Origin of the sequence: Pseudomonas sp. NIBRBAC000502773, assembly GCF_006517195.1 — a bacterium.
GTDB lineage: Bacteria > Pseudomonadota > Gammaproteobacteria > Pseudomonadales > Pseudomonadaceae > Aquipseudomonas > Aquipseudomonas marginalis.
In genome coordinates this window covers 1386664-1398456 of sequence record NZ_CP041189.1, presented here as the reverse complement: position 1 = coordinate 1398456, position 11793 = coordinate 1386664, and the positions used below count along the sequence as shown (strand labels likewise).

The 11793-nt window shown below is 60.9% G+C and carries 14 protein-coding genes and 1 pseudogene; 7 read left to right on the top strand and 8 right to left on the bottom strand.

The window, feature by feature from the left end:
- Nucleotides 1-6: 6 nt before the first annotated feature.
- Both NIBR502773_RS06365 and NIBR502773_RS06360 read right to left on the bottom strand, forming a co-directional pair.
- The gene (locus NIBR502773_RS06365) at nt 7-1353 is read right to left on the bottom strand and encodes an NCS2 family permease (RefSeq protein WP_065940515.1); all 1347 of its coding nucleotides are present in this window, start codon (nt 1351-1353) and stop codon (nt 7-9) included.
- 191 nt (nt 1354-1544) lie between these two features.
- A complete protein-coding gene (locus tag NIBR502773_RS06360) occupies nt 1545-1979 on the bottom strand; it encodes a MarR family winged helix-turn-helix transcriptional regulator (RefSeq protein WP_115486795.1) in 435 nt (144 codons plus the stop codon).
- Between the two features lie 81 nt (nt 1980-2060).
- On the opposite strand from NIBR502773_RS06360, the gene NIBR502773_RS06355 reads away from it, so the two are divergent.
- Complete coding sequence (locus NIBR502773_RS06355; protein ID WP_141155669.1) at nt 2061-3227, top strand: PLP-dependent aminotransferase family protein; 1167 nt, start codon at nt 2061-2063, stop codon at nt 3225-3227.
- Nucleotides 3228-3237: 10 nt separating this feature from the next.
- Nucleotides 3238-3840, top strand: coding sequence for a glutathione S-transferase family protein (locus NIBR502773_RS06350; RefSeq protein ID WP_027603925.1), 603 nt, complete (start codon nt 3238-3240; stop codon nt 3838-3840).
- A gap of 59 nt (nt 3841-3899) precedes the next feature.
- Here the strand turns inward: NIBR502773_RS06350 and NIBR502773_RS06345 are convergent, their stop codons facing one another.
- Nucleotides 3900-4796: a LysR family transcriptional regulator gene (locus NIBR502773_RS06345; protein WP_027603926.1), complete on the bottom strand. Its 897-nt coding sequence runs from the start codon at nt 4794-4796 to the stop codon at nt 3900-3902.
- 130 nt (nt 4797-4926) lie between these two features.
- Between NIBR502773_RS06345 and NIBR502773_RS06340 the strand changes: the two genes are divergently transcribed.
- From NIBR502773_RS06340 to NIBR502773_RS06330, 3 genes are read left to right on the top strand one after another with little or no spacing between them, the layout of a single operon-like run.
- Nucleotides 4927-6219, top strand: coding sequence for a CitMHS family transporter (locus NIBR502773_RS06340; protein WP_115486798.1), 1293 nt, complete (start codon nt 4927-4929; stop codon nt 6217-6219).
- Between the two features lies 1 nt (nt 6220).
- Complete coding sequence (locus NIBR502773_RS06335; RefSeq protein WP_115486799.1) at nt 6221-7546, top strand: acyclic terpene utilization AtuA family protein; 1326 nt, start codon at nt 6221-6223, stop codon at nt 7544-7546.
- Nucleotides 7543-7863: a hypothetical protein gene (locus NIBR502773_RS06330; protein ID WP_115486800.1), complete on the top strand. Its 321-nt coding sequence runs from the start codon at nt 7543-7545 to the stop codon at nt 7861-7863. The genes NIBR502773_RS06335 and NIBR502773_RS06330 overlap by 4 nt, the downstream gene beginning before the upstream one ends.
- A gap of 46 nt (nt 7864-7909) precedes the next feature.
- Here NIBR502773_RS06330 and NIBR502773_RS06325 read toward each other — a convergent pair whose 3' ends face one another.
- Both NIBR502773_RS06325 and folE read right to left on the bottom strand, forming a co-directional pair.
- Nucleotides 7910-8281, bottom strand: a complete 372-nt coding sequence (locus NIBR502773_RS06325) for a glutathione S-transferase N-terminal domain-containing protein (protein ID WP_027603930.1) — start codon at nt 8279-8281, stop codon at nt 7910-7912.
- Nucleotides 8282-8382: 101 nt separating this feature from the next.
- Complete coding sequence (folE, locus tag NIBR502773_RS06320; protein WP_019826593.1) at nt 8383-8928, bottom strand: GTP cyclohydrolase I FolE; 546 nt, start codon at nt 8926-8928, stop codon at nt 8383-8385.
- Between the two features lie 143 nt (nt 8929-9071).
- Here folE and NIBR502773_RS31240 point away from each other — a divergent pair.
- Nucleotides 9072-9835, top strand: a pseudogene (locus NIBR502773_RS31240) (zeta toxin family protein).
- Complete coding sequence (locus tag NIBR502773_RS06310) at nt 9832-10020, top strand: hypothetical protein (protein ID WP_065926615.1); 189 nt, start codon at nt 9832-9834, stop codon at nt 10018-10020. Before NIBR502773_RS31240 ends, NIBR502773_RS06310 begins: the two are co-directional and overlap by 4 nt.
- Nucleotides 10021-10072: 52 nt before the next feature.
- Here NIBR502773_RS06310 and NIBR502773_RS06305 read toward each other — a convergent pair whose 3' ends face one another.
- The 3 genes from NIBR502773_RS06305 to NIBR502773_RS06295 all read right to left on the bottom strand — a co-directional run bounded on the left by NIBR502773_RS06305 (nt 10073) and on the right by NIBR502773_RS06295 (nt 11758).
- The gene (locus NIBR502773_RS06305; RefSeq protein WP_016976371.1) at nt 10073-10630 is read right to left on the bottom strand and encodes a Smr/MutS family protein; all 558 of its coding nucleotides are present in this window, start codon (nt 10628-10630) and stop codon (nt 10073-10075) included.
- A gap of 75 nt (nt 10631-10705) precedes the next feature.
- Nucleotides 10706-11026, bottom strand: coding sequence for a hypothetical protein (locus NIBR502773_RS06300; protein ID WP_027603931.1), 321 nt, complete (start codon nt 11024-11026; stop codon nt 10706-10708).
- 141 nt (nt 11027-11167) lie between these two features.
- Nucleotides 11168-11758: a cysteine hydrolase family protein gene (locus NIBR502773_RS06295; RefSeq protein ID WP_115486801.1), complete on the bottom strand. Its 591-nt coding sequence runs from the start codon at nt 11756-11758 to the stop codon at nt 11168-11170.
- Between the last annotated feature and the right edge of the window lie 35 nt (nt 11759-11793).

Here is an 11793-nt window from a genome sequence, read left to right as displayed (position 1 = left end):
CCTTTTCTATAGAAAGACGAACTTGGCGATAAAGATCGCGCACAGCACCCACAGGCTTACGGAAATCTCGCGGTACTTACCGGTGCCGGCCTTGAGCGCCACATAGGTGATAAAGCCCAGGGCGATCCCGTCGGCGACCGAGAAGGTCAACGGCATCATGATCGCAGTCACGATGGCCGGGATGCTGTCGGTGGCCTCATCCCAATTGATATGGGCCATGCTCGCCATCATCAGCATCGCCACATAGATCAGCGCGCCGGCGGTGGCATACGCCGGGATCATGCCCGCCAGCGGTGCGAAGAACATGGCCGCCACAAACAACACGCCGACCGTCACCGCTGTCAACCCGGTACGACCGCCTGCGGCCACCCCGGCAGCGCTTTCCACGTAGCTGGTCACCGGCGGCACGCCCACCATGGCACCGAACACACTCGAAGCGCTGTCAGCCTTGAGGGCGCGGGACAGGTTATCGATCCTGCCGTCGGCGTTGACCAGCCCGGCGCGTTGCGCAACGCCCATCAGTGTACCCGCAGTGTCAAACATGTGCACAAACAGGAAAGCAAATACCACGCTGATCATGCTGACATTGAATACACCTTTTATGTCCATGGCCATCCAGGTCGGCGCCAGGCTCGGTGGCGTGGAGAGAATGCCGTTGTAGTGCACCAGGTCGAGGGACCAGCCGGCCAGGGTCACGGCGATGATGCTGATGAGGATCGCGCCGAACACCCGGTGGTAGCTGAGGATTGCGATCAGCAGGAAACACACCGCCGCCAGCAGTGGCGCCGGCTCGTGCAGCGAACCGAGCTTGATCAGCGTGGCCGGGCTGTCGACGATAATGCCGGCGGTTTTCAGGCCGATCACCCCGAGGAACAGCCCGACGCCGGCGCCCATGGCGTGGCGCAGGCTGACCGGAATGCTGTTGAGCAGCCATTCACGCACCCGCGAGAGCGTCAGGCCCATGAACAGCACCCCGGAAATAAACACCGCACCCAGCGCGGTTTCCCAGTGGTAGCCCATGGTGCCGACCACGGTGTAGGTGAAAAACGCATTCAGGCCCATGCCCGGCGCCAGGCCCACCGGCCAGTTGGCGTACAGCCCCATCAGCAGGCAGCCCAGGGCGGCGGCGATGCAGGTGGCGACGAACGCCGCGCCGTGATCGATACCGGCGTCGGCCATGATGTTGGGGTTGACGAAGATGATGTAGGCCATGGTGATGAAGGTGGTGAGCCCGGCGATCAGCTCGGTCTTCACTGTGGTGCCATGCAGGCGCAGTTTGAACAGGCGTTCGAGCCAGCCGTTCTGTGAGGGGGCAAGGTCCAGCGGCGAGGCTTCGGATTTGCGGCTATCCACAGCGAGTACTCCTCAAGCATTTTATTGTTATGTCCAGCGCGGGGCGCTGTGAGGTACCGGCGGGTTTTGTTGACCAATGGGTCAGGAACTCGCACGAAGCGAATTATGCTTTTGTATACAAAGAAAGCAAATAATGTTTTCTATTTTCTGCATGAAAAGGATGAAAGGCAAAGCGAGGGCGCCACCGAGGATCAAGGCTGGCCTGCAAGCGCCTGGTTGACTGCGAGCCAACCGTTTACCGCTTCTTCGCCCGCTTCGGCGAAGGCGCGCTGCAACAACTTCACCTGTTCGCGGCGCAGCGATTGCTCGAAACGCAGGCCTTCCTCGGTCAATTCCAGCAGGCGTTTGCGCTTGTCGGTCTCCGACGCAACGCTGTCCACCAGGTGCATTTCCTGCAATTGGCGCAGGGGCATGTTCAGCGCCTGCTTGCTCACACCGAGCAATTCCAGCAGTTCCTTGACGCTCAACGCCGGGTAGCGCGCGATAAAAAACACGATGCGCTGGTGCACGCGGCTCAGCCCACGGCGCTCAAGCATTTCATCGGCCTTGGCAGTGAACGCCTGGTAACCGAAGAAGAACGCTTCCATGGCTTGTTGCTGGCTGCTTTGGCTTTTAAGGTCAAGCATGTTGACGTATCCACTCAAGCTGTCGTAATTTCGGTCAACCAGTTTGACGTATTTCCCACAGGCTTCGCTAGCGGTGACCTTATGGCCTTCTCTGAACGTGTTACGCGCCTCAAAAGCTCCTTGATCCGTGAAATCCTCGCGGCCGCCCAGCGCCCGGAAGTGATGTCGTTCGCCGGTGGCCTGCCGGCCGAAGCCATGCTGCCGGCGCTGGACTGGGATGATATGCCGCTCAACATCGGCCAATACGGCATGAGCGAAGGCGAGCCGCAGTTACGTGAACTGCTCGCCGCCGAGGCGCGTGGGTGGGGTGTGCCGTGCCAGGCCAGCCAGGTGCTGGTGGTCAGCGGTTCCCAGCAAACCCTGGACCTGGCGGCCAAGCTGTATATCGACAAAGGCACCAGGATCCTGCTGGAAGGCCCGACCTACCTGGCCGCCCTGCAGATCTTCCAGCTGTTCGGCGCTGACTGCCTCAGCGTGCAACTGGAAGCCGATGGCCCCGACCTGGCCAGCCTGCGCACCAATCTCGAACGCCATCGCCCGGCGTTCGTCTACCTGATCCCGACGTTCCAGAACCCTTCGGCCGTGCGTTACAGCGAAGCCAAGCGCGAGGCCGTCGCCGCCTTGCTCGATGAGTTCGGCGTGACCCTGATCGAAGACGAACCCTACCGTGAGCTGACCTTCGACGGCGGCAGTGCGCAACCCATCGTCGGCCGCTTGAAAAAAGCCAGCTGGATCTACACCGGCACGGTCTCCAAGACGTTGCTGCCCGGCCTGCGCGTGGGGTACCTGATCGCCAGCCCGGACCTGTTCCCGCACCTGCTCAAGCTCAAGCAATCGGCGGACCTGCACACCAATCGCGTCGGCCAGTGGCAGGCCATGCAGTGGATCGGCACGCAGAAATACCAGCAACACCTGGTGGAACTGCGCAGTTTCTACCGCGAGCGCCGCGACGCATTCCAGGCTGCATTACAACGCCACTTCAGCGAACTGGCCGACTGGCAAGTGCCCCAGGGCGGATTATTCTTCTGGCTGACCTTGAAACAGCCGCTCGATACCCGCACTTTGTTGGCACCTGCGCTCGATCAGGACGTCGCGTTCATGCCCGGTGAACCGTTCTTTTCCGAGCCGGACCAGCATTTAGGCTCACTGCGACTCAATTTCAGCCATATCGACCCGGCCCGCCTGGACGAAGGGCTCAAACGCCTGGCCGCGGTGGTCCGTCAAGCACAGCACGCGCAAGCGGCATAAGGGGAGCCCCATGTACAAGGTTTATGGCGATTACAAGTCGGGCAACTGCTACAAGGTCAAATTGATGCTCAACCTGCTGGGCATCCCGTATCAATGGGTGGATATCGACATCCTCAACGGCGATACCGAGACCCCTGAATTCCTGGCCAAGAACCCCAACGGCAAGATCCCGGTGCTGGAACTGGAAGATGGCACCTGCCTGTGGGAGTCCAACGCGATCCTCAACTTCCTTGCCGATGGCAGCGAATTCCTGCCCACCGAACCGCGCCTGCGCACGCAAGTGCTGCAATGGCAGTTCTTCGAGCAGTACAGCCATGAGCCGTACATTGCGGTGGCGCGGTTTATCCAGTTCTACCTGAACATGCCGGAAGATCGCCTGGAGGAATACAAGACCACCCACAAGCGCGGTTACAAGGCTCTGAAGGTCATGGAGCGTCAGCTGCAAACCACGCCATATCTGGTGGGCGAGCAGTATTCGATTGCCGATATTGCGCTGTATGCCTACACCCATGTGGCCCATGAAGGTGGGTTTGACCTGACGCCTTACCCGGCGGTGCAGGCCTGGTTGAAGCGCGTGGCCAGCCATCCCAGGCATGTGGCCATGCTCGACTGATCACCACGGCCAAAAACGGTGGGAGGGCGGTGCGACGATTCGACTTGCCCCTCCCACATTCAGCTCGATGCCGTGCCAGATAATTCATCGTTCAGCAGGTCGAAACAGCGCTGCGCCGCCGGGCTCAATCCCATCCCGCTACGACTGATCAAGCCGATCTCGCGGTTCACCCCGGGATGATCGATGTGGATGCGCTTCAACCCCTCCAGGCTGTCCGCCGCCGACTCCGGCAGTACGCTGATCCCCAGCCCCTGACGCACCAGCGCCAGTACCGTCGACATGTAGTTGGCCTCCATCCCGGCGTTCATCGTCAACCGCGTCTCATCGAACAGCCCATCGACTTGCTCGCGTACGCTGCTGTCGCGGCCGGTGAGGATGATCGGCTGGTCCGCCAGCTGCTCCAGGGTCAATTGGCGATGGTGGGCGAGGGGGTGATCCAGCGGTACGAACGCACACAATCGATCATTCAGCACCGGGGTGAACTCCAGGCCATGGCTTAGCCGCGCCCGTACGCCAATACCGAAATCCACTTCGCCTGCACGCACCTGAGCATGAATGCGATGGGCCACCAGGTCCTGCAGGCGTACTTCGATCCCGGCAAAACGCTCGCGAAACAGACGCAGGGCCGGCGGCAGGGCGCCGGCGCAGACCGACGGCAGGGCCGCGAGGGTGACCACGCCACGGCGCAAGGCCGCGAGGTCGCGGGAGCCGGTGACGATGTTGTCCAGGTCCAGCAGCAGTTTTTCCATCGGCCCGCGCGCGTCCTGGCCGGCAGCGGTGATGCTCACATGCCGGGGGCTGCGGTCGAGCAGGGCGACGCCGAGCCAGTCTTCCAGTTGTTGCACCTGCACGGTGAGTGCCGAAGGCGAAAGATGCAGCTCATGGGCGGCCTTGATAAAGCTGCCGGTGCGGGCCACCGCAAGGAACGCCTGAATGTGCTGGATCGAATTTTTCATTGTTGTTGTTCTCGAGCGTTTTGTTTTTACGAATATGACTGGCTGAACATTCCAATTTACAAAGAGTAACGCGCTTCCAATACTCCAGGGAAAACAATAACCGGCCACCAAGGCCGCTCTGGAGTAACCCATGCTCGCAACCCTGGGTGTCATTACCATCCTGTGCCTGCTCGCTGCCGTCATGAGCAAACGCCTTTCGCCACTGGTGGCCCTGATCGCCTTGCCGATCATTGCCGCGCTGCTCGGTGGGTTCGGCCTGCAAACCAGTGCCTTCATCATTACCGGCATCAAGAACGTCGCCCCCGTGGTGGGCATGTTTGTGTTCGCGATCCTGTTTTTCGGGATCATGACCGATGCCGGCATGCTCGACCCCATCATTGATCGCATCCTGCGTACTGTAGGGACACGTCCTACACGGATTGTCGTTGGGACTGCGACCCTTGCCCTGTTGGTGCACCTGGACGGTTCCGGTGCCGTGACCTTTCTGGTGACGGTGCCGGCGATGCTGCCGTTGTATACGCGGCTGGGCATCGACAAACGCATCCTCGCCTGTGTCTGCGCGATGGCGGCCGGAGTCAATTTCCTGCCGTGGACCGGCCCGGTGCTACGCTCTTCGGCGGCCTTGCACGTGCCGGTGGCGGACCTGTTCCAGCCGCTGATCCCGGTGCAGATCGTCGGCCTGATCTTCGTCTTCGCCTGCGCCTGGTGGCTGGGCCGGCGAGAAGAAAAACGCCTGGGCCTGGGCGCCGGCTCCAGCGTGGACGCCGTGCCGCAACGGGTGCTCAGCGACGACGACATCAAGCTGCGCCGCCCACGCCTGTTCTGGGTCAACCTGATCCTGACCGTGCTGGTCATGGTGGTAATGATCGCCGGCTGGGTCGACCCGGTGGTGATGTTCATGCTCGGCACCGTGGCAGCGCTGTGCATCAACTACCCGAACGTGGACGCCCAGCGCGCCCGCATCGATGCCCATGCTAAAACCGCCCTGACCATGGCCAGTATCCTGCTCGCCGCCGGGGTGTTCACCGGCATCATGCAAGGCACCGGCATGCTCAAGGCCATCGCCGAAGTGGCGGTGGCGCAGATTCCGGCCGGCCACGGCAAGCTGATTCCGGCAGTGGTGGGCTTTATTTCCATGCCGCTGAGCATGCTGTTCGACCCCGATTCCTATTATTTCGGCGTAATGCCGGTGATCGCCGAAGTCGGCAAGGCCCTGGGCGTCGACCCGTTGCAAGTGGCCCAGGCGTCGTTACTGGGCGTGCACACCACCGGTTTTCCGGTCAGCCCGCTGACCCCGGCGACCTTCCTGTTGGTGGGCCTGTGTAAGATCGAATTGGCCGATCACCAGCGCTTCACCATCCCTTTTCTGTTTGCCGCGTCGGTGTTGATGACCCTGACCGCGTTGCTCCTGGGAGTGATTTGAGATGAAAACCTTGCGCATCGGTTCCGGTGCCGGCTATTCCGGCGACCGTATCGAACCTGCCGTGGAACTGGCCGAGCTGGGCGACCTGGATTACCTGGTGTTCGAGTGCCTGGCCGAACGCACCATCGCCTTGGCACAACAGGCACGAATCAGCGATCCACAGGGGGGTTATGACCCGCTGCTCAGTGAGCGCATGCGCCGGGTGTTGCCCTTTGTCGGCCAGCATGAAGGGCGCCGCCGCCTGCGGGTGATCACCAATATGGGCGCGGCCAACCCGGTGTCGGCGGCGCTTGAAGTGCGGCGGATTGCCCATGAGCTGGGCCTGGCCCTCAAGGTGGTGGCGGTGGTCGGCGATGACGTGCTGGACGTCTTGCGCCCCGAGCAAGTACTGGATAACGGCCGGACCGTGGGTTCACTCGGCAAGCGACTGATTTCCGCGAATGCCTACCTGGGCGTCGACGGCATTCTTGATGCCTTGCGCGCCGACGCCGATGTGGTGATCACCGGGCGGGTGGCCGACCCGTCGCTGTTCCTGGCGCCGCAGATGTTTGCGTTCGGCTGGGCAGCGGATGATTGGCAGCGCCTGGGGCGCGGCACGTTGGTCGGGCATCTGCTGGAGTGTGCCGGGCAGGTCAGCGGCGGCTATTTTGCCGATCCCGGTTTCAAGGATGTGGATGACCTCGCACGCCTGGGCTTTCCGTTGGCTGAAATCGATGCCGAGGGTGAGGCCGTGATCACCAAGGTGGCAGGCTCCGGTGGGCGGGTCAGTCGTGCCACCTGCACCGAGCAGTTGATCTACGAAGTGCATGATCCTGCGGCGTATCTCACCCCGGACGTGACTGCCGATTTTTCCCAGGTGGGGTTTGATGAGGAGGGCGTTGATCGGGTACGTGCCCACGGTGCTGCTGGCCGCGCACGGCCCGAGCAGTTGAAGGTGAGCGTCGGTTACCTGGATGGCTGGATTGGCGAAGGGCAAATGTCCTACGGCGGTCCCGGCGCGGTCGCACGGGCGCAGCTGGCGCGGGATGTCGTACTCAAGCGTTTGCAACTGATGGGTGTGAAGATGCAGGACGTACGCGCCGAACTGATCGGCATGGACTCGCTGCACGGTCCGCGCAGCAGCGTAGAGCCCTGGGAAGTGCGCCTGCGCGTGGCGGCCCGCTGTGAAGAACGCAGCGAAGCGGTGCGGGTTGGCAATGAAGTGGAAACCCTCTACACCAACGGCCCGTCCGGCGGCGGCGGTGCCAGCAAGAGCGTACGGCAGGTGGTGGCGGTGGCGTCATTGCTGCTGCCCCGTGACGCGGTCAACCCGAGGATCGAAGCATGAAACTGCACACGCTGGCCCATTCCCGTACCGGCGATAAGGGCGATACCTCGAACATTTCGATCATTGCTTACCGGGCCGAGGATTATCTGCTGTTGTGTGAACAGCTTACCGCCGAGCGCGTGGCCGACTTTTTTGCCGGCCTGCTGGAGCCGGACGCGGCCCCGGTGCGGCGCCATGAACTGCCGAATGTGCAGGCGCTGAACTTCGTACTGCCGGGGATATTGCGCGGCGGCGTAACCCGCTCGCTGGCACTGGATGCCCATGGCAAGTGCCTCGGCTCGGCGCTGCTCGATCTCGATTTGGCACTACTGGACTAACTCTGGGAGGGACTTGCCCCTCCCACAGTGAATCTGCCCAGGTCGGTCAGATCGCGGCGAAACGCTTGTCCAGGTAATCGATGATTACCTTGGAGTCATACATCCAGGTGGTCTGGCCATTCTCTTCGATACGCAGGCACGGCACCTTGATCTTGCCGCCTTGCTCCAGCAGGGTCTGGCGGTCCTGCTCGTTGTTCTTCGCATCCTTCAGCGCCACCGGCACATTCAGGCGGTGCAGGGTGCGGCGGGTCTTCACGCAGAACGGGCAGGCGTGGAATTGATACAGGGTCAGGTCCTTGGCCGCTGCGTTCACCTGCGCCTGTTGTTCGGCAGGGCGCTGCTTTTTGCGCGGGCGGGTAAGGAAGTCGCCGGCGATGATGACGTGGCCGAGGCCCACTCGAAGTGCTTTGACGAACATGGCTGAAACCTCTTGCCCATGAAGAAGGGGCCGCAGCTTACCTCAATTTTGCAGGCGAAAAAAAACCGGCGATGAACGCCGGTTTTTCCCTACCCAGCCTGTTACTTGATCAGGCTGAGGAATTCACTGCGGGTGGCCGCGTTTTCGCGGAACTCACCCAGCATCACCGAAGTGATCATCGACGAATTCTGTTTCTCCACACCGCGCATCATCATGCACATGTGCTTGGCTTCGATCACCACGGCCACGCCCAGGGCACCGGTCACTTGCATCACCGCATCGGCGATCTGGCGGCTGAGGTTTTCCTGGATCTGCAGGCGGCGCGCATACATGTCGACAATCCGCGCGACCTTCGACAGGCCCAGCACCTTGCCGCTCGGGATATACGCCACATGCGCCTTGCCGATAAACGGCAGCAGGTGGTGTTCGCACAGCGAGTACAACTCGATGTCCTTGACCAGCACCATTTCGCTGTTGTCGGAGCTGAACAAGGCACCGTTGGTGACTTCTTCGAGTGTCTGCTCATAGCCGCGGCAAAGGTACTGCATCGCCTTGGCGGCACGCTTGGGCGTGTCGAGCAGGCCCTCGCGGGAGACGTCCTCGCCGAGTTGGCCGAGGATCGCGGTGTAGTTTTGTTCCAATGTCACAGGACTGTTTCCGTATGGGTTTCAGAACGGTACGGTGTATGCCTGTACCAATGTGAAGCGCTGCCCGGCGCGCGACAGCGGCGGGTGATGTGGCGCACATAGTAGCGTAGGTGCGCCGACAGTTGTATTCCCGGACGATACCGATGTTAGAGTCGGCCTCCGTTGAGGAGGACGTGATGACCCCGCTGGAGCGAAGTATTTCTGAGCGCGCCCTGATCTTTGCCAAAGCAAATCGGACCCGCATTGCCCGTGAACTTGCCTGCCTGACTAAGTACCCAGGTGAAAATTATCCGGTTTCAGTGTTTATGGCGGGCTCGCCTGGTGCCGGCAAGACAGAAGTGTCCAAATCATTTATTCGCTTGATGGAGGAGGGGGGATCCAGTGCATTGCGAATCGACCCAGATGACTTCAGGGAATACTTTCCTGACTACACAGGCGCAAACTCCAGTCTTTTTCAACGTGGCGTAACTGCTATGTGGAGAGGACCGTCGACCTGGTTTATCAGCAGCGTCAGTCTTTCCTGTTGGACGGAACGCTGGCCAACTTTGCCGTGGCTCGGAAAAATATCCAGCGCGCCCTTGATAAGGAAAACCGGTCTGCACAGGTTATCTACGTCTACCAGAAGCCTGAGCTGGCGTGGGAATTTGTGTTGGCACGGGAGACTGTTGAGGGGCGAAACATTCCTTGCAAAGAGTTCATTCGCCAGTTTTATGCATCAAAAACGACGGTGTGCGGATTGAAACGTGAGTTTCTGGGGCGTCTTCAAGTCGATGTTCTCATCAAGGACACTGATGGCGGGGCGTCGTACATCGGCATCGACCTATCGGCTGAGGAAATTGACGAACTCGTTATACAGCCCTACCATCCTGATCAACTTGAGCAAATTTTGACCGGAGTAGCCTTATGAAAGGCGAAATTACGGAAGTCGTAGAAAAATATTCATCCACCACCATGTCAGATTTTTTTCGAAGTGGTTCGGTAGAAGAAAAACGTGCTGTTTACAGAAGCGCAGCCGATACTGCGATCACCATGCAAAAGGCAGTGATCTCGCTGGCGAAAGAGAAAAAAGCGAAAGAACTTTTCGACAACTGACGTTACTGGCAATACCACAATAGCCCAGCTCAATTGCTGGGCTTTTTATTCCTTATTCGTCGCGCCCTTCCATCATCGTGCGCTTGAGCATCACATACACCGCACCCGCGCCCCCATGACGGGCCTGGCACGAGGTAAACCCGAGCACCTGGGCATGCTGGCGCAGCCAGGTGTTGACGTGGCTCTTGATCATCGGCCGCTTGCCGTCCAAGCGCACCGCCTTGCCATGGGTGACGCGCACGCAGCGGATTTCGAACTTGGTGGCTTCGGCGAGGAAGGCCCACAGGGTTTCCCGGGCTTTCTCCACGTTCATGCCGTGCAGGTCGAGGCTGCCTTCGAACGGGATCTGACCGGCCTTGAGCTTGCGCATCTGGCTTTCCTGTACGCCGTCGCGGGCCCACATCAGCTCGTCTTCGGGGCCGACATCGATCACGAACTGGTCTGACAGGCCATCTACGGTGGTGGCATCGGTGCGCACGGTAGCAGCCTGGCGCAGCTTGGCGATCTGCGCGCGGTCGGCCTTGGGTTTGCCGGTGTCGGCGCGGTCGTGCTTGATCGGCTTGACGCCGCGCAGCTCGTTTTTGAACAGGGAAAAATCGTCGTCTTGCATGTCAGCCTCCGCGAAGGGCGGGCAGTTTACCTAAATCGCGGCGGCCGGGGCGCAGGAAACGCTATCCAAGCGCCATCAGTCGTGCTTTTTCATCAGGTGCGAGGCGATGTTCAGTGACAACGGCTGGCGCATCTTCCGACGGCTGCGGCGCCACAGCCACACGCCCAGCCACAGCACCAGCAGCCCGATCCCCAACAGAATCGCCGAGCCGCCAGGGCTGGCATTCAGTTCGCCAAGGGCCGGCGAGTGGCCAAACAAACCGGCGCCACCAGCGCCGGTCAACAGCAAACCTACTACCGCCAGCAGCGCGGCAATGCCGGCCACCAGGCGCAGACGCCAGTTGCTCGGGCCCTTGGGGCGCAAGCGACGAGCGTCAAAACCATCGGATATCTTCATTCCGACCTTTCCTCCAGGGTATCGGCCCTTCGACCGGAAGATACACAGGTTGTTCCTGTACCCGAGGTAAATGCGCCAAATGAGAGGGCTTTGCGGATGAGCGGGACCTGCAATAGGCCGCGCCGCTCACCCGAAGGGCGATCAGATCAGGTCTTTAGTCAGTGCGAGAGTGGCAAAGTTGTCAGCCATGATGGCCATCTCGGTCTGCTGCACATGCTCGGCGCTCAGGATGCCACCTTTGTAAGGCAGGTCGCGGGTGGCACAGGCGTCTTCCACCAGGGTGCAGCGAAACCCCAGGTTCTTCGCGGCACGCACGGTGGTGCTGACGCTGGAGTGGCTCATGAAGCCGCAGACGATCAGGTCCAGGGAACCGAGGTCCTGCAGGTGTTTTTCCAGGCCGGTGCCGTGGAAGGCGCTGGGCAGCAGCTTGCCGATGATGGTTTCGTCACCTTGAGGTTCGAGGCCGGAGATGAACTCACCACGCTCGCCCTGGGGGTCAAACAGGCCGCCCACGGTACCCAAATGGCGCACGTGCACGATCGGGCGCCCGGCGTTGCGCGCGGCGGCGACCAGTTGCTTGATATTGCCGACCGCCGCGTCCATGCCGGAGAGGGCGAGCGGGCCACTGAGGTATTCCTTTTGAGCGTCGATGATCACGAGGGTCGCATGGGCAAGGTTGGCAGCTGCGTAACCACGACCGCTGAGTTGAAACATCGTCTTTGGAACGGACATTCTGGGGCTCCTGTGAGGGGGGCTTTTGCGTCATT